Here is a 17,274-nt window from a genome sequence, read left to right on the forward strand (position 1 = left end):
GAGGGATCAGGTGACGTCGTCGTAACCGTTGACCCGGTCGGTGCTCGCCTGCTCCGGCAGCGCGCGGGCGGCCGGGACGGGCTCGATCTCGCCGATGTCCTCGGGCGTGAGGTCCAGCTCGGACGCCTCGTCGTCGCCGGGGCCCTGCGCCTCGCGGCGAGCCCGGCGCCGGTCGTTGAGCAGCGAGATGGCCACGGCGATGAAGTACAGCGCCCAGATCGGCGCCGCCAGCGCCAGCATCGTCATCGGGTCGGGGCTCGGCGTGGCCACCGCGGCGAAGACGGTGATGCCGACGACCATGGCCCGCCACCAGCCCAGCATGCGCCGTCCGGACAGCACCCCGGTGAGATTGAGCATGACCAGCAGCAGCGGCATCTCGAAGGCGAGACCGAAGACGACGATCATGCGGGTGATGAGGTCCAGCAGGTCGTCCAGCGGCAGGAGGTTCTCGGCGCCCTGCGGGGTGAGGCCGATCATGACCTTCGCCGTGGTGGGCAGCACGTGGAAGGCGAGGTAGCCGCCGCCGAGGAAGAGCGGGAAGCCGAAGCCGACGAAGCCGTAGGCGTACTTCTTCTCGCTGCGGTGCAGACCCGGTGCGACGAACGCCCACAGCTGGTAGAGCCAGACCGGCGACGCGAGTACGACACCGGCCATCAGGGCCACCTTCAGGGCCAGGGTGAACGGCGCCAGCAGGCCGCTGATGGTGATGTGCGCGCAGCGGACGTTCTTGACGTCGGCCAGCTCACCGAAGGACTGGTGGCAGCCGATCTCGTCGAGCATCGGCCGGGTGATGACATCGATGATGTCCCGGTAGAAGAAGGCCGCGACGATGGTGACGGCGAGGATCGCCAGGACACCCTTCGCGAGCCGGTTGCGCAGCTCACGCAGGTGCTCCCCGAGCGGCATCCGCCCCTCGGGATCCCTCTCCTTTTTGCGGGCAGACTTGAGCAACCCACATCCTCATCTCGTACAACGGACCGGATGCCCCCGGTCCTCGCGTCAGCGCTGGGTCGTGTCCGTCGGCTCGTTGACCGGCCGGGAGCTGGTCACGTCGCCGGGCGCGGCCTGGATCGTGCGCTGAGCGGGAGCGGGCTCCTCGGCGGACGGGGCGGTGTCGGACGGCTGCTTGCCGTCCTCCTTCATCGCCTTCGCCTCGCTCTTCAGGATGCGGGCCGACTTGCCGAGCGAGCGCGCCATGTCCGGCAGCTTCTTCGAGCCGAACACGAGGAGGATCACCACAACGAGGATCAGCAGGTGCCACGGCTCAAGTCCGTTGCGGAACATAAATCTTCACCTTCTCATCGAGGCGGGCATGTCCGACAGGTCGGACACTCGTCCGAACGTCATGCTGTCTGCGATCGTAACGCCTGGGGATGAACGCGGAACAATCCCCGGGCGTACTCCTGCACCGCGGACCGCGCCTCGTTTCCGGGCCGCGATCTGCAGCGTACCTGGCCGGGTGGGCAAGGTGACAGGGCGAAGTGACCGACGGCGCACGCGCCCCGGCCCGTTCGGGGCCGCCCTGCGCCCCGCTCACAGCGTGTCCACGGCCCGGGCCGCGCTCACGGCCGCCCGCTCCAGATTCTCGGCGGCCCTGTTGATACGACGCGCGGAATCCGCGACCTGCTCCCCGAGCCGGCGCGCCTCCAGAAAGACCCGGACGGCGAGCACCCCCAGGACAGCGAGACCCAGGAAACCCACGGCTACCGCGAACATCGGCCAGAACATGACGCCGAGACTAGTGCGTCCCGCCGCGCGGACCGCGCCCGGCTACACCGTGGAGTGCAGTCGCAGGGTCCTGACCCCACCGCCGGTGAGCAGCTCCACGATCCGCTCCCCGGCCGGCTTGCGGACCGCGGCGCCGCAATCGGGGCAGGTGAAGGAGTAGAACGTCGTCCGGCTGCTCGCGCCGATGGCGAGGCGCAGCGCACTCGCCGCGAGCTCGAAGCGGCCACGGCAGTCCGGGCAGCCGGCCCTGAACATCACCGGGACCACTCTGCGCATCCCGGCGAAGGCCGCCGCCACCGTCATCTCACCCGCACCGGGCTCCGCATACTCGCTCACAGCCCTCGCTCCCCTTCCTCTGGTCGCTTCGGTCGTGCGCCGCCGGGACGCCACGGCCTCGGCTCACCCAGACCCCTCGTCCCGTCCGCCCTCGGCACCGGGCACCGCGCCGTCGTACGCCGCCAGCGCCTCGCGGGCCGCCCGGCGGGCGCTGTCGGCCAGCTCCGGCGGCGAGACGATCCGGCCGTCGCCGCCGAGCCGCAGCGCCAGCCGGCGCAGGGAGGCCGGGTCGGGGGTGCGCAGAGAGATACGCAGCCCGCCGTCGGGCAGCTCATCGGCACTGTCGTGCGGGTAGTACTCGGCGACCCAGCGGCCGCCGGGGCCTACCTCGACCACGACCTCCGGATCCTCGGCGGCCGGCTGCACCAGGGCCTCGGAGAGGTCGCGCAGCTCTATCTCCGGCGGGGCCGAGGGCGCGTCCAGGATTCTGATCTCGGCCACCCGGTCCAGGCGGAAGGTGCGCCGCGCCTCGGAGCGCCGGCACCAGGCCTCCACATAGGTGTGGCCGACGCTGACCAGCCGGATCGGGTCGATCTCGCGCTCGGTGAGCTCGTCGCGGGCCGGGGAGTAGTAACGGATCCACAGCCGGCGGCGCTCGGAGATCGCCCGGTCGACGTCGGCGAAGACACCGCCCTCGGACTCGAAGGTCACCGACAGACGGGAACTGGCGCCGGCGGCCTCGCCGGCCGCGGTCTCCACCTTGGCGGTGGCCCGCACCAGGGCCTGCCGGTCCCCCTCCCGCAGGCCGGGCAGCGTCGCCACCGCCCGGGCGGCGACCAGCAGGGCGGTCGCCTCGTCGGCGGCGAGCCGGAGCGGCTCGGCCGCCTCCTCGCCGAGCGCGGCCGGGTTGTGCCACCAGATGCGCTCGCCGTCGGTGTCGATGTCCAGCAGGTCCCCGCCACGGAAGCTGGTCCCGCACATGGGCAGCAGATCGAGGTCGGCGACCAGCTCGTCCTCACTGATGCCGAAGGCGCGCGCCACATCGGCGATCCGGGCACCGGGGCGCTCCCGGAGATACGTCACCAGGGAGAGCATCCGCCGGGTCTGGTCGATGGCGTTGACCGTCCTGGCCGGTTTGCCTGCCACAGTCCTGCTCCCCCTCAGCCCTTGGCCACGGCACGCAGCCGGTCCACCACGTCGGCCCGCAGCTCCGCCGGCTCCACGACCACCACGACCGGCCCGAACTCCGCCAGCCAGGCGTCCAGGCCGTGCCCGTACGGAATCTCCAACTCGTCCCAGCCGTCGCCGAGTTCCCGGACCTTGGTGGCTTTCGCCCGAAGGGGGTAACCGGCGCCGGACCGCAGCCGGATCAGCGCCGAGCGGTCGGCGATCTCACCGGCCCAGCTCGCGACGGTCTCACGCACGGTGACGACGTCCGGCACGGGCGCGGTGAAGCCCGTACCGCGGGACCTGACCTTGCCGGTGATCCGGGAGAGCCGGAAGACACGCTCGGCGCCCCGGTCGCGGTCGAAGCCGGCCAGGTACCAGTGGCCGCGCCAGCACTCCAGCGCCCACGGCTCGACGTGCCGGGGCTCGGGGCGGGCGGCGGACGCCTTGCGGTACTCGAAGAGCACCGGGCGGCGGTCGCGGCAGGCCAGCATCAGCGGTTCGAAGGCGGCCTCGTGCACCGGGATGCGCGGCTCCAGCGCGCCGTGCGCCTCGTACGGGTCGACGTCCTCGGGCAGGCCGGCCGCACGCAGCTTCTGCAGGGCTCCGCTGGCGGCCCCGGCCAGGCGGGCCTGCTGCCAGATCTTGGCGGCCAGACCGAGGGCGGCGGCCTCCTCGGCGTCCAGGGTGATGGGGGGCAGGCGGTTGCTGTCGCGGCGGGCGAGATAGCCGACCTCGCCGTCGAGGTTCTCCACGGTCTCGATGACCAGGCCCAGCTCGCGCAGGTCGTCCTTGTCCCGCTCGAACATGCGGTTGAAGGAGTCGTCGGAGCCCGCCTCCAGGTAGGCCTCGATGCTCTCGCGCAGCTCGCGCTTGCTGAGTGGCCGACGCGTGCCGAGCAGACACAGCGCGAGGTTCATCAGCCGCTCGGCCTTGGCAATGGCCATCGACGCCCTTCGTCTTCCCTATGGTGCTTACGACCGATGACCGTACCGCTCCGACGTGCGGTGACAAAAGCCGAGGGCCCATGCCCGAGCAGGCATGGGCCCCAGGTGATCAGATCCGGTCGGACCCGAGCCGCGGATCAGACGGCGAGGAGGTCCACCACGAAGATCAGGGTCTCGCCGGGCTTGATCGCCGGGGTCGGGCTCTGGTTGCCGTAGGCGAGGTGGGCGGGGATGGTCAGCTGGCGGCGGCCACCGACCTTCATGCCCTGCACGCCCTTGTCCCAGCCCGCGATGACCCGGCCCCCGCCCAGCGGGAAAGTGAACGGCGTCCCGCGGTTCCAGCTGGCGTCGAACTCCTCACCGGTGCTGAAGGCGACGCCCACGTAGTGCACGGTGACGTTCTGACCCGCCTCCGCGACCGGCCCGTCACCTTCCCAGATGTCCTTGATCTCAAGGTCCGCCGGGGGGTTGCCCTCGGGAAAGTCGATCTCGGGCTTCTCGTTGCTCACGTCAAAAGCTCCTGCTTGTGTACGACACGAAACGCGGACAGTCTTTCATCTCCAGGGCCCGCACGCCCGCCACGGGCGCGCCGGGCTACATCGCCGCCAGGATGTCCACCGTGAACACCAGGGTCGAGCCCTTCTTGACGGCCCCGCCGCTCGGCGGGTTGTCCCCGTACCCCAGCTCCGGCGGAATCACGATCAGGACCCTGCTGCCCACCTTCTTGCCGGTCAGGCCCTGGGCGAGGCCCTTGACCGCCTGCTGCATCTGCTGCAGCGAGAACTGACTGAGCCGGCCCGAGCCGTACGTCCGCTCGAAGGTCTTTCCGCCGTCCCAGACCAGGCCCTGGAACTGGCACAGGACCGTCTGGTCGGCCTTCAGCTCGGGGCCGTCGCCCTCCAGGACGTACTGCGACACGAGCTTCTTCGGCGGGTCCGTCCGGGGAATCGTGACCTTCGGGACCTGGCCGTCGGTGTTGGTGCCCACCTTCGGCAGGGCGGCGTCCGTCTGCGGCACCGGCGTGCCCTTGGCCGAGCTCTTGGAGTTGAACGACTCCTCCAGGTCGATGACGAACACCAGGGTGTCCGTGCCCTTGATGCCCGCCTGCGCGTTGCCGCCCTTGCCGTAGCCCAGGGCCGGCGGCACGGCGATCTCGATCCGGCTGCCCGTCCTCTTGCCCTGCAGGGCGTAGCGCCAGCCGTCGATGATGCTGCCCTGGGCGAGCTGCATGACCAGCGGACGCTTACGGTCGTAGGAGTTGTCGAAGACCTTGCCCGAGCTCCAGACCTGGCCCAGGTAGTCGGCCCGGATGAAGTCGTTCTCCGCGACCGTCCGGCCACTGCCCGCGATCACCGTCTTCACGGCGAGGTCCTTCGGCGGCTCGCCCGTCCCCTTGGCGACGGTCGGCTTCTCGCCGAACTTCCTACCCGCCGTGATCGCCGGCAGCGGCCCGTCCACGATCTTGGGCGGCGGCGCGGAGGACACCGAGGGCGACGGCGAGGCGCTCGTCTTGCTGGAGTCGGACGTGCCGTCACCGCATCCGGCGAGCGTGACCAGTCCTGCGGGAACGGCGGCGAGGAGAAGTGAGCGTCGGCGCACGGAAGAGCCTCGTAATCGGTCGATCTTGCGGATGGCGTGCGCGCAACTCTACGACCTGACACGGGCGCCGTACGGGAAACGTACGGCGCCCGTGTGGCGTTCGGACACCTCGGCGCCCGAACACCCGGCTCACCCGCCTTTCGCTACATTCCGGCGATCAGCTTCTCCACCCGGTCGTCCACGGAACGGAACGGGTCCTTGCACAGCACGGTGCGCTGCGCCTGGTCGTTGAGCTTCAGATGCACCCAGTCGACCGTGAAGTCCCGGCGCTGCTCCTGTGCCCGCCGGATGAAGTCGCCGCGCAACCGCGCCCGAGTGGTCTGCGGAGGAACCGACTTGCCTTCGAAGATCTTCAAGTCGTTGCAGACCCGGGCGGCTTGGCCCTTCTTCTCCAGCAGGTAGTACAGGCCGCGACGGCGGTGGATGTCGTGGTAGGCGAGGTCTATCTGGGCGACCCGCGGATGCGACATCGTCATGTTGTGCTTGGCCCGGTACCGCTCGATGAGCTTGTACTTCATGACCCAGTCGATCTCGGTCCCGATGCGGTCCAGTTCCTCGTTCTCGATCGCCTCGAGCGTACGGCCCCACAGCTCCAGGACCTGCGCGACCGTACCGGTACGGATGCCCCGGCGGTCGCAGAAGTCCAGCGCCTTGTCGAAGTACTCGCGCTGCACCTCCAGCGCGGAGGCCTCCCGGCCGCTGGCCAGACGCACCTTGCGCCGGCCGGTGATGTCGTGGCTGACCTCCCGGATCGCCCGGATCGGGTTCTCCAGGGTGAGGTCACGCATCACGGTGCCGGCCTCGATCATGCGCAGCACCAGATCGGTGGCGCCGACCTTGAGCAGCATCGTCGTCTCGGACATGTTCGAGTCGCCGACGATGACGTGCAGCCTGCGGTAACGCTCGGCGTCCGCGTGCGGCTCGTCACGGGTGTTGATGATGGGCCGGGAGCGGGTCGTCGCCGAGGAGACGCCCTCCCAGATGTGTTCCGCCCGCTGGCTGACGCAGTAGACGGCGCCCCGCGGCGTCTGCAGCACCTTTCCGGCGCCGCACAGCAGCTGCCGGGTGACCAGGAACGGGATCAGGATGTCCGCGAGCCGGGAGAACTCCCCGTGCCGCGCCACCAGGTAGTTCTCATGGCAACCGTAGGAGTTGCCCGCCGAGTCGGTGTTGTTCTTGAAGAGGTAGACGTCGCCTGCGATGCCCTCCTCGTGCAGGCGTCGTTCCGCGTCCACCAGGAGTCCTTCGAGAATGCGCTCGCCGGCTTTGTCGTGGGTGACCAGTTCGGTCACGTTGTCACATTCGGGTGTCGCGTATTCCGGATGTGAACCCACGTCGAGATAGAGCCGGGCGCCGTTTCGCAGAAAGACATTGCTGCTGCGGCCCCATGACACGACACGGCGGAAGAGGTACCGCGCCACCTCGTCAGGAGACAGGCGGCGCTGTCCCCTGAACGTGCACGTGACGCCGTACTCATTCTCCAGCCCGAAAATGCGGCGGTCCATGAGGGAACATTACGCCCGATCCCCCGAGCTGAAACGGGGTTCGACAGCACGATTTGGATCATTTTCCGATGAAGCCGCAACGACCCCGCCGCGCGCGGGAGCTGCGAGGACCCGCCCCGTGCCCAGCAGGACCAGCAACGACACGGCCCCCGCCACGCTCGGCAGAGCGAAGCCCCACACCGTGCCACCGGCCTGGACCACCGGCCCCGCCAGGCCCGTTCCCACCGACGCGCCCACGGTGAACGTCGTCACGAGCCAGGAGAACGCCTCGGTGACCGTCCCCCTCGGCGCATGCCGGTCCACGATGATGAACGCGCAGGCGATACAGGGCGCCAGGAACACCCCGGAAACCACGCTGAGCAGCACCATCACCACCGGCCCCGGCACCAGCATCAGCGGCAGGTAACACACCGCCAGAAGCGCCACCAGGACCCGCAGTCGCCGCTCGGGCGCACCCGCCCACCGACGGGCCCCGTAGACGGTGCCGCCGGCCAGGGCCCCCAGGCCCAGCCCGGCCATCAGCCAGCCGTACACCGCGTCACCGCCATGACCGTCGGCGTACGACACCGCGGCGACCGTGATGGAACCCAGCGCCACACCGACGAACAGGAACGCGGCGAGCAGGGCGAGCAGACCGGGCGACCGCAGGGCACCCAGCCAGTGGGCCTCCCGCGGAGCCGAGCGCCACGCGCGCGAGGGCGGCGAGACGACCACCGAGAGCGCGCCGAGCACACCGAGGACGTTCAGCACCAGCAGGGCGGCACGCTCGTCCCACAGCGACACGCACAGGGTCACCAGCAGCGGCCCGGCGGTGAACATGATCTCCTGGGCGATCGCGTCCATGGCGTACGCCGTGTGCACCTGGTCCTCACGGCGCAGCACCGACGGCCACAGCGCACGCAGGCCGCCCTCCAGGGGCGGCGTGAACAGGCCGGCCGCCGCCACGGCCGCGTAGGCCAGCGGCAGCGGATCGGTGCCGGAGAGCGCGAACAGCGTCATGGCGAGGGCCGCCAGAACGGCAGCGGGCAACTGCACACGCGGCTGGCCGTACAGGTCCACCAGGCGGCCCAGCACCGGCTGGCCGACCGCGTTGGCGACGCCGTACACGGCCGCGAGAGCACCGGCCAGGCTGTAGGTGCCGCCCTCGGCCCGGACGAAGAGCACCAGGGCGATGGCGGCGGTGGCATTGGGCAGCCGGCCGACCAGAGTCCCCGTGAGCAGCCGGAGCGCGTGTCTCGCCTTCAGGATCTCCAGGTATCCCGTGGCCATGCCCGCCTCCAAGTGTTACGTATAACGTCCGCTTCCATACGTACCATGTGCGCTGTTCACACGTCCACACGACCCGAACGAGCCGCAGGGCCCGAACACCCACCGGCCGGCGACCCGACGACAAGGAGCAGGCCCACCGTGGCACACAGCAGCACGCGCCCGACCAGCCGGGACGTCGCCCAGGCGGCCGGGGTCTCCCAGGCGGCCGTCTCCCTCGTACTGGGCGACAAATGGCGCGGCCGCGTGTCGCAGACCACCGCCGAACGCGTCCGGGAAGCCGCCCGCGACCTCGGCTACCGGCCCAACCTCGCCGCCCGCAACCTCCGCCTCGGCCACACCCGCACCGTCCTGCTCGTCGTACCCGCCCTCACCACCGAGTTCTTCGCCGGCGTCTACACCGGCGCCGCCCGCGTCGCCGCCGAACACGGCTTCGGCGTGGTCCTCTACCCCTCCCCCGAAGGCATCGGCCCCGCCCGCGACCCCTTCGCCTCCGCCCAGGCCGCCCTGGACGGAGTCATCGCCTCCTCCATGGCCGCCGACGCCCTCACCGCCATCCGCGGCGACCAGCTCCCCCTCGTCATGCTCGACAGCGACCCCGCCGGCAGCCTCGGCGCCGCGACCGTGAACCTCGACATCGCCGACGGCGTCCGCCAGGTCGCCGCCCACCTGCTCGGCCTCGGCCACCGCCGCATCCTGCACCTCGCCGCCGACGTGCCCTCCTGGACCTTCGAAGTCCGCGCCGAGGAACTGGCCGCGCACACCGCCGCCGTACCCGGCGCCCACCTCAGCACCGCCCGCGCCCCGATCTCCATCGACGGCGCCCTGACCGCCACCGAGGCCGCGCTCACCACCCCCGGCCCCCGGCCGACGGCCATCGTCTGCGACGACGACAAACTCGCCGCCGGCGCCTACAAAGCCCTGCGCCGCCTCGGCCTGCGCGTCCCGGACGACATCTCCGTCACCGGCCTGGACGACCTCGCCCTGGCCACCGCGCTCGACCCGGAACTCACCACGGTCAGGCTCGACGCCGAACTCTTCGGCGACCGCGGCATGCGGGCCCTCCTGGCCGTCCTCGACGGCCGCGAACCGGAGAGCGGGGACATCCCCGTCGAACTCGTCGTCCGCGGCTCCACCGCCCCGCCGCCCACCCCCCGATAAGCGCGGCGCCCCGGCCGCAGACCCGGCCGGGGCACCACTGGACAGGGACGGATCACTCCTCCTCGGAGCTCTCCGCTTCCGTGCTCGCGCCGCCCGCCTCCAGCAGACGGGAGAGCTGACGGCCGACGACGCGCTTGAACTTGCGCTTCTGCGGACGCGTACGGTCCAGTACGGCGACCTCCAGGCGCTCGGCGGGGATCTCCCGCTCACTGCCGTTGGTGTCCCGCGACAGAGCCTGCACGGCCAGCTTCAGGGCCTCCGCCAACGACATACCGTCACGATGCCGCTGATCGAGGAAAGTGCCGATCTGCTCCGCGTTGCCGCCCACCGCGACCGAACCGTGCTCGTCCACGATCGAGCCGTCGTGCGGCAGCCGGTAGATCTGGTCACCGTCGGGGGTCTCCCCCACCTCGGCCACCACCAGCTCCACCTCGTACGGCTTCTCGGCCGCGGAGGAGAAGATCGTGCCCAGTGTCTGGGCGTAGACGTTGGCCAGACCACGAGCCGTGACATCGGCCCGGTCATAGGTGTAACCCCGCAGGTCGGCGTAGCGGACACCGCCGATCCGCAGATTCTCGTACTCGTTGTACTTGCCGGCCGCCGCGAAACCGATCCGGTCGTAGATCTCGCTGAACTTGTGCAGCGCGCGGGACGGGTTCTCCCCGACGAACACGATGCCGTCGGCATACTGCAGCACGACAAGGCTGCGACCGCGGGCGATGCCCTTGCGGGCGTACTCCGCCCGGTCGGCCATGGCCTGCTGGGGTGAGACATAGAACGGCGTCGACACCGGTTATCCGTCCCTTTCTGTCATGGTCACTGGATCACCTTGATAAGAACCGGGGCCGCGGCTCAGAGCAGAGCGGCCTTGGGACCGTCCGGCTCCTCCAGACGCCTCTGGAGCACCGCGCGGGAGACCTCCGACGCCTCCTCCTCGGTGAGCCGGCGGAAACCGTCCTCGGTGATCACGGTGATGATCGGGTAGATCCGGCGGGCGACATCGGGACCACCCGTCGCCGAGTCGTCGTCAGCCGCGTCATAGAGGGCCTGCACCACCAGTGTGGTCGCCTGCTCCTCGGTCAGGTCGTCCCGGAACAGCTTCTTCATCGCACCCCGCGCGAAGATCGAGCCGGAACCCGTCGCCGCGAAGTTGTGCTCCTCGGAACGGCCGCCGGTGACGTCGTACGAGAAGATGCGCCCCTTCTCACCGTCCACGTCGTACCCCGCGAAGAGAGGCACCACGGCCAGACCCTGCATGGCCATGCCCAGATTCGAACGGATCATGGTCGACAGCCGGTTCGCCTTGCCCTCCAGGGACAGCTGTGCGCCCTCGACCTTCTCGAAGTGCTCCAGCTCCAGCTGGAAGAGCTTGACCATCTCCACGGCCAGACCGGCGGTGCCGGCGATACCGACGGCCGAGTACTCGTCGGCCGGGAACACCTTCTCGATGTCCCGCTGGGCGATGACGTTGCCCATCGTGGCCCGCCGGTCACCGGCGAGCACCACGCCGCCGGGGAACGTCACGGCCACGATGGTCGTCCCGTGCGGCGCCTCGATCACGCCCTGCGTGGGCGGCAGCTGCCGGTTGCCGGGCAGCATCTCCGGCTGGTGCCCGGAGAGGAAGTCCATGAAGGAGGAGGATCCTGGCGTCAGGAAGGCAGCTGGCAGACGCCCGGTGCTACGAGTGTTGGCTTCCACGCGTTTCCTTCCACGTATGCAGCAGCCCGCCTGATGACCTCGGGCTGATCCTTGAACTGCCCCAGTGCGGCATTGCCGCTGGAGCACGCTACGCCACGGACCCTACCCGTCTGACGGCGGTGATCCACATGTGCGGGCACAGCGGCCGGACACACCTTCTGCCGGGCCCGGTGGGACATCCTCCAGCACTTCCGGCAGCAGGCCTGCGGCCCGTCACGAGCGGCCTTGTCACGGGCGAAGGCCGCTCGCGGTCCGGCATCCCTGCACCGCGAGCGACGCTTCGCCCCCTGCTCCTCGCTCACTCACACCCCCGAGCCCGCGAACCGTAGATTCGAAGGCAAAAGTGGCCTACTGGCCACCCTTTTGCACGAAGGACCTCACGAAATCTTCGGCGTTCTCCTCGAGTACGTCGTCGATCTCGTCCAGGACGGAGTCCACGTCGTCCGACAGCTTCTCGTGCCGTTCCTTCAGGTCCTCCGAAGCCTGCGCGTCCTGCGCCTGCTCCTCGACCTCCTCGGTCGAGCGCGTCGCCTTCTGCTGGCCGCCGCCGGTGTCCTTGGTCGCCATAACCCTCACCCCGCTCAGTTCGCCTGCCGATCGGTGATGATCAGACCCTATAGGCCGGGTCCGACATCGGCCCCGCAGTTTCCACAAGCTGCGGGGGCCACCTCGATGATTCCCGGGTGGTGGGCTTTCCACCCTGTCGGCCCGGGGCGGTTCGAGTACCCGCTGTCCGGGCCGTTGATCGCGCTCAGCCGCCTGACAGGACCCTGACCAGGTCTTCCGCCGTGCGGCAGCGGTCCAGCAGCTCCTTGACGTGATTTCGCGTTCCGCGTAGCGGTTCCAGGGTTGGGACACGCTGGAGGGAGTCCCGGCCGGGGAGGTCGAAGATGACCGAGTCCCAGCTGGCCGCGGCGACGTCGTCGGCGTACTGCTCCAGGCACCGGCCCCGGAAATAGGCACGGGTGTCCTCCGGCGGCTTCGTGCGGGCCTTGTCGACCTCGGACTCGTCCAGGAGCCGCTTGATGCGTCCGCGGGCCGCCAGGCGGTTGTACAGGCCCTTGTCGGCGCGGACGTCGGCGTACTGGAGGTCGACGAGGTGGAGCCGGGCGGCGTCCCAGTCGAGGTCGTCGCGGCGGCGGTAGCCCTCCATCAGCTCGCGCTTGGCGACCCAGTCGAGTTCGCCGGCCAGGCTCATGGGGTCGTTCTCCAGCCGGGTGAGGGTGTCCTCCCAGCGGCCGAGGACGTCCTTGGTCTGGTCGTCGGCGTCGGCGCCGTAGCGCTCCTCGACGTACTTGCGGGCCAGTTCGTAGTACTCCATCTGCAGCTGGACCGCGGTGAGCGTACGGCCGCTGCGCAGGGTGACCAGGCGCTTGAGGCCGGGGTCGTGGGAGACCTGGTGGAGGGTGCGCACGGGCTGGTCGACGGCGAGGTCCACGGCGATGAAGCTGTCCTCGATCATCGACAGGACCAGGGCCGTGGTGCCGAGCTTGAGGTAGGTCGAGATCTCGGAGAGGTTGGCGTCCCCGATGATCACGTGGAGCCGGCGGTACTTCTCCGCGTCCGCGTGCGGTTCGTCGCGGGTGTTGATGATGGGGCGCTTGAGCGTGGTCTCCAGGCCGACCTCGACCTCGAAGTAGTCCGCGCGCTGGCTGAGCTGGAAGCCGTGTTCGTGTCCGTCCTGGCCGATGCCGACGCGGCCCGCTCCGGCGAAGACCTGGCGGGAGACGAAGAAGGGCGTGAGGTGGCGCACGATGTCCGAGAACGGGGTTTCCCGCTTCATCAGGTAGTTCTCGTGCGTGCCGTAGGAGGCGCCCTTGTTGTCGGTGTTGTTCTTGTAGAGGTGGATGGGCTGGGCGCCGGGCAGCTGGGCGGCCCGTTCGGCGGCCTCGGCCATGATCCGCTCGCCGGCCTTGTCCCAGAGGACGGCGTCGCGGGGGTTGGTGACCTCGGGAGCGCTGTATTCCGGGTGGGCGTGGTCGACGTAGAGCCGTGCACCGTTGGTGAGGATGACGTTGGCGAGGCCGATGTCCTCGTCGGTGAGCTGGCTGGAGTCGGCGGCCTCCCGGGCGAGGTCGAAGCCTCGCGCGTCCCGCAGCGGGTTCTCCTCCTCGAAGTCCCAGCGGGCCCGGCGGGCCCGGTGCATCGCCGCCGCGTAGGCGTTGACGATCTGGGACGAGGTGAGCATGGCATTGGCGTTGGGGTGGCCGGGGACGGAGATCCCGTACTCCGTCTCGATGCCCATTACTCGCCGTACGGTCATGCGGCCCTCCTTGCCCGGCGGCGCCCTCGGTCGTGGGCGCCGCTCAAGTACCGCTGGCGCTCCGGTGCGTGTGCGGTACCCGTCCCCGCACTGCGCGACTCGGCGGTAGGAACGAGCCTAGAACGCCTTTGCGCTGGTGGGGAGATCATTTGCGTCATTGGCTGCTCCGGTCGTGGCCTGAAAAACGCAAGAGCTGCGGGTACCCGGTGAGGGCACCCGCAGCCGCCCTGCTTTTACAGGTACTGACCGGTATTCGCCACCGTGTCGATGGAGCGGCCGGTGTCCGCACCCTGCTTTCCGGTGATGAGGGTACGGATGTAGACGATCCGTTCGCCCTTCTTTCCGGAGATCCGGGCCCAGTCGTCCGGGTTGGTGGTGTTGGGCAGGTCCTCGTTCTCCTTGAACTCGTCCACGCAGGCCTGGAGCAGGTGGGAGACGCGGAGGCCCTTCTGGGTCTTTTCGAGGAAGTCCTTGATCGCCATCTTTTTGGCACGTCCGACGATGTTCTCGATCATGGCGCCGGAGTTGAAGTCCTTGAAGTAGAGGACTTCCTTGTCGCCGTTGGCGTAGGTGACTTCCAGGAAGCGGTTCTCCTCGGATTCGGCGTACATCTGCTCCACGGCGGTCTGGATCATGCTCTGGACCGTGGTGGTCCGGTCGCCGCCGTGCTCGTCGAGGTCGTCCGCGTGGAGCGGGAGGCGCTCGGTGAGGTACTTGCCGAAGATGTCCTTGGCCGCTTCGGCGTCGGGACGCTCGATCTTGATCTTCACGTCGAGCCGGCCGGGGCGCAGGATGGCGGGGTCGATCATGTCCTCACGGTTGGAGGCACCGATCACGACCACGTTCTGCAGGCCTTCGACGCCGTCGATCTCGGCGAGCAGCTGGGGGACGATGGTGTTCTCCACGTCCGAGCTGACGCCGGAGCCGCGGGTGCGGAAGAGGGACTCCATCTCGTCGAAGAAGACGATGACGGGGGTGCCCTCGCTGGCCTTCTCGCGCGCACGCTGGAAGACGAGGCGGATCTGCCGCTCGGTCTCGCCGACGTACTTGTTGAGGAGCTCGGGTCCCTTGATGTTCAGGAAGAAGCTCTTGCCGGCGGCCTGGCCGGTGACCTCGGCCACCTTCTTGGCGAGCGAGTTCGCGACAGCCTTGGCGATGAGTGTCTTGCCGCAGCCGGGCGGACCGTAGAGCAGGACGCCCTTGGGCGGGCGCAGCTCGTGCTCCTTGAAGAGGTCGGGGTGGAGGTACGGCAGCTCGACCGCGTCGCGGATGGCCTCGATCTGGTTGCCGAGGCCGCCGATCTGCTCGTAGCCGATGTCGGGGACCTCTTCGAGGACGAGTTCCTCGACCTCGCTCTTGGGCACGACCTCGTAGACGTAGCCGGAGCGCGGTTCGAGCAGGAGGGCGTCGCCGGGGCGGATGGTGACGTCCAGCAGCGGCTCGGCGAGCCGCACCACCCGCTCCTCGTCGGTGTGCCCCAGCACGAGGGCGCGCTCGCCGTCCTCCAGGATCTCCTTGAGGGTGACGATGTCGCCGACGCGCTCGTACTCCATGGCCTCGACCACGTTGAGCGCTTCGTTGAGCATGACTTCCTGGCCGCGCCGCAGGTCGTCGAGTTCGACGCCGGGGCTGACGTTCACCCGGAGTTTGCGGCCGCCGGTGAAGATGTCCGCGGTGCCGTCCTCGTTGGCTTGCAGGAAGACACCGAAGCCGGCCGGCGGCTGGGCGAGCCGGTCGACCTCTTCCTTGAGGGCCACGATCTGGTCGCGGGCCTCGCGGAGGGTGTTGGCCAGTCGTTCGTTCTGGGCGGACACGCCGGCCAGGTTTGTCTGCAGCTCGACGATCCGCTCTTCGAGAATCCTCGTGTGGCGCGGAGAGTCGGCGAGCTTGCGGCGCAGGACGGCGATCTCCTGCTCAAGGTAGGCGATCTGCCCGGCCGGGTCGTCGGACCCGCGTCCCGGGCGGATGCCGCGGTTCATGTCGTCGTCGTTGGCTGCCACGGTCCTCACCTCCTCCAAGGGGAGCTGGACGCTTCCAGACCCTACCTGGGTGGGTGTCGATTGAAACCCCTAGATCACAAAGACTGTCAAGGTGTGTCGTCGGTCACCCGGTGCGCACTCCCTCGCACGGAGGGGATACCCACTGAACGTGAGGGGAAAGCAGGTTGTTCCGCGCATGGCGTGGTCAAGACCCTTCGTGACTGGCCGGAGTTGTCCGCTGCGCAGCGTTCGGCCCGTGCGCGCGCAGCACGCGGCGCGCTCGTACGATCATCACGCAGAGCGACGCTTCAGGCGGACGGTGTCATCGCCGTGGCGGCTGAAAGTGATCGACCCGGCCGCCGTGGCACCCCTCTCCCGGTCCGGCGCTGGTACCCGGGGCGGCGGGGCCGGAAACCCGGGGCCGGTCCCACGCGGCCGTGCACGGGGCGGAGGTAGGGTCGGGGGTGTCCAACAGCCGCTGGAGCGGACCGGGCTGGCCTCAGCGGCGCCCGGCCCGGCCGGCGAACCGACGGCAGGAGAGATGACCGTGCAGCAGGAGGCCCCGGGCGGCGAGGCGCTGGAGGTCTGGATCGACCAGGACCTGTGTACCGGCGACGGGATCTGCGCCCAGTACGCCCCGGAGGTGTTCGAGCTGGACATCGACGGGCTGGCCTATGTGAAGGGCGCGGACGACGAGCTGCTGCAGGCTCCCGGGGCGACCACACCGGTGCCGCTGCCGCTGCTGACGGACGTGGTGGACTCGGCGAAGGAGTGTCCCGGCGACTGCATCCACGTGCGCCGGGTTTCGGACAGGGTCGAGGTGTACGGGCCCGACGCGGAGTGAGTCCGGTTCAGACGCTGTGGGCCCCGGCCGGGGTGGAGCGGAGGAAGGCGTTGCCCTTCCACTGCCACGTGGCCGGGGTCTTCGTGTCGGGACAGCAACTGGGCACGGCGTCCGAGGAGTAGCCGAGGAGCGTGGCGGAGACGGCACGCGCGTGGACGGCGAAGTCGGTGACCGTGAGGCGTTCGCCGGGCTCGACGAGGGTGGCGATCACGCGGGGCCTGGCGCGGTCGGCGGAGCGGGTGAGGACGTAGACGCCGTCGGGCGGGGTGCCCATGGGGGCGTCGCAGTGCACGACGGCGACGGTTTCGGGCCTGCCGTCGCCGTCCAGGTCTCCGGTGGCCTTTTTGACGACCACCGCTTTCACGGGTCCGCATTCCAGGGGGAAGTCCACGCCGGCCGTGCTCGGTGGCGCGGCGAGGGCGGGGGCGGTCCTGGTGTGGGGGTCGGTCTGGGCTGCCGTGGCCGATCCTGGCTGGACGACGGAGGAGAGGGCCACGACGCCGGCGACGGCCGTGGCGGTGGCGAGCCAGTGGAGGGGCCGGGTCTGGGCGTGGGCGAGCTCCGGAACGGCGGATTGCTGCACGAGGAGTGTCTCCTGTGAGGGCTGTGCCGGTGGGATGGCCTGCATGGTGCCACATGTCACAGTGCGGGGGAACGGCGGGGTCCGGGATTCCCGCAGGCGGCATGCCCGCGTGTACGGCCGTACCCGGGGCGGTGCTGTCGTTGCGGTGCGGGTGCCCTGTCAACGCGGGGGCGCCGTGGCCGAGTTCCCGTCGGTGGGGGGAATGGCCAGGGACGGTGACCCCGGCTGTCGGCGCGTGATCGCCGACGTCGGCCGTCA

Annotated in this window: 19 protein-coding genes; 2 read left to right on the top strand and 17 right to left on the bottom strand. The window is 69.7% G+C overall.

What is annotated here, in order from left to right:
- Positions 1–6 precede the first annotated feature (6 nt).
- The 10 genes from tatC to AB0B40_RS21195 form a co-directional block, all read right to left on the bottom strand.
- Entirely contained in the window at positions 7–951 is a 945-nt protein-coding gene (gene tatC, locus AB0B40_RS21150; RefSeq protein WP_345049304.1) for a twin-arginine translocase subunit TatC, read from the bottom strand.
- Positions 952–999: 48 nt separating this feature from the next.
- Positions 1,000–1,284 (bottom strand): Sec-independent protein translocase subunit TatA, encoded by a 285-nt coding sequence (gene tatA / locus AB0B40_RS21155; protein ID WP_345049302.1) that lies wholly within the window; start codon positions 1,282–1,284, stop codon positions 1,000–1,002.
- A gap of 249 nt (positions 1,285–1,533) precedes the next feature.
- Complete coding sequence (locus AB0B40_RS21160) at positions 1,534–1,728, bottom strand: hypothetical protein (protein ID WP_345049300.1); 195 nt, start codon at positions 1,726–1,728, stop codon at positions 1,534–1,536.
- A 42-nt stretch (positions 1,729–1,770) separates the two neighbouring features.
- Complete coding sequence (locus tag AB0B40_RS21165) at positions 1,771–2,031, bottom strand: hypothetical protein (protein ID WP_345049499.1); 261 nt, start codon at positions 2,029–2,031, stop codon at positions 1,771–1,773.
- Between the two features lie 96 nt (positions 2,032–2,127).
- A complete protein-coding gene (locus AB0B40_RS21170; protein ID WP_345049298.1) occupies positions 2,128–3,150 on the bottom strand; it encodes a WYL domain-containing protein in 1,023 nt (340 codons plus the stop codon).
- A gap of 14 nt (positions 3,151–3,164) precedes the next feature.
- Positions 3,165–4,118: a WYL domain-containing protein gene (locus AB0B40_RS21175; protein ID WP_345049295.1), complete on the bottom strand. Its 954-nt coding sequence runs from the start codon at positions 4,116–4,118 to the stop codon at positions 3,165–3,167.
- 137 nt (positions 4,119–4,255) lie between these two features.
- Positions 4,256–4,627 carry an FKBP-type peptidyl-prolyl cis-trans isomerase gene (locus tag AB0B40_RS21180; protein WP_362264951.1) on the bottom strand — a complete coding sequence of 124 codons (372 nt, stop codon included), beginning with the start codon at positions 4,625–4,627 and terminating at the stop codon, positions 4,256–4,258.
- Between the two features lie 85 nt (positions 4,628–4,712).
- Positions 4,713–5,717 carry an FKBP-type peptidyl-prolyl cis-trans isomerase gene (locus AB0B40_RS21185; protein ID WP_362264954.1) on the bottom strand — a complete coding sequence of 335 codons (1,005 nt, stop codon included), beginning with the start codon at positions 5,715–5,717 and terminating at the stop codon, positions 4,713–4,715.
- A 143-nt stretch (positions 5,718–5,860) separates the two neighbouring features.
- On the bottom strand, positions 5,861–7,222 hold the full coding sequence (gene pafA / locus AB0B40_RS21190; RefSeq protein WP_161289472.1) for a Pup--protein ligase: 1,362 nt from the start codon (positions 7,220–7,222) through the stop codon (positions 5,861–5,863).
- 9 nt (positions 7,223–7,231) lie between these two features.
- Entirely contained in the window at positions 7,232–8,491 is a 1,260-nt protein-coding gene (locus tag AB0B40_RS21195) for an MFS transporter (RefSeq protein WP_345049283.1), read from the bottom strand.
- A 138-nt stretch (positions 8,492–8,629) separates the two neighbouring features.
- Between AB0B40_RS21195 and AB0B40_RS21200 the strand changes: the two genes are divergently transcribed.
- Entirely contained in the window at positions 8,630–9,649 is a 1,020-nt protein-coding gene (locus tag AB0B40_RS21200; protein WP_362264956.1) for a LacI family DNA-binding transcriptional regulator, read from the top strand.
- A gap of 52 nt (positions 9,650–9,701) precedes the next feature.
- Here the strand turns inward: AB0B40_RS21200 and prcA are convergent, their stop codons facing one another.
- The 6 genes from prcA to arc form a co-directional block, all read right to left on the bottom strand.
- Positions 9,702–10,439: a proteasome subunit alpha gene (gene prcA / locus AB0B40_RS21205; protein ID WP_345049278.1), complete on the bottom strand. Its 738-nt coding sequence runs from the start codon at positions 10,437–10,439 to the stop codon at positions 9,702–9,704.
- A gap of 62 nt (positions 10,440–10,501) precedes the next feature.
- Positions 10,502–11,347 carry a proteasome subunit beta gene (gene prcB / locus AB0B40_RS21210; protein ID WP_345049274.1) on the bottom strand — a complete coding sequence of 282 codons (846 nt, stop codon included), beginning with the start codon at positions 11,345–11,347 and terminating at the stop codon, positions 10,502–10,504.
- Positions 11,299–11,649: an endonuclease domain-containing protein gene (locus tag AB0B40_RS21215; RefSeq protein ID WP_362264958.1), complete on the bottom strand. Its 351-nt coding sequence runs from the start codon at positions 11,647–11,649 to the stop codon at positions 11,299–11,301. Before AB0B40_RS21215 ends, prcB begins: the two co-directional genes overlap by 49 nt.
- 46 nt (positions 11,650–11,695) lie before the next feature.
- On the bottom strand, positions 11,696–11,914 hold the full coding sequence (locus AB0B40_RS21220) for a ubiquitin-like protein Pup (protein WP_030608326.1): 219 nt from the start codon (positions 11,912–11,914) through the stop codon (positions 11,696–11,698).
- Positions 11,915–12,098: 184 nt separating this feature from the next.
- A complete protein-coding gene (gene dop, locus AB0B40_RS21225; protein ID WP_345049269.1) occupies positions 12,099–13,610 on the bottom strand; it encodes a depupylase/deamidase Dop in 1,512 nt (503 codons plus the stop codon).
- Positions 13,611–13,843: 233 nt separating this feature from the next.
- Positions 13,844–15,610: a proteasome ATPase gene (arc, locus tag AB0B40_RS21230; protein WP_345049267.1), complete on the bottom strand. Its 1,767-nt coding sequence runs from the start codon at positions 15,608–15,610 to the stop codon at positions 13,844–13,846.
- A 520-nt stretch (positions 15,611–16,130) separates the two neighbouring features.
- Here arc and AB0B40_RS21235 point away from each other — a divergent pair.
- The gene (locus AB0B40_RS21235) at positions 16,131–16,433 is read left to right on the top strand and encodes a ferredoxin (protein ID WP_345049265.1); all 303 of its coding nucleotides are present in this window, start codon (positions 16,131–16,133) and stop codon (positions 16,431–16,433) included.
- Positions 16,434–16,440: 7 nt separating this feature from the next.
- On the opposite strand, the gene AB0B40_RS21240 is transcribed toward AB0B40_RS21235, so the two are convergent.
- On the bottom strand, positions 16,441–17,016 hold the full coding sequence (locus tag AB0B40_RS21240; protein ID WP_345049262.1) for a hypothetical protein: 576 nt from the start codon (positions 17,014–17,016) through the stop codon (positions 16,441–16,443).
- Positions 17,017–17,274: the final 258 nt, after the last annotated feature.

Origin of the sequence: Streptomyces sp. NPDC042638, assembly GCF_040647235.1 — a bacterium.
Classification (GTDB): Bacteria; Actinomycetota; Actinomycetes; order Streptomycetales; family Streptomycetaceae; genus Streptomyces; species Streptomyces rameus.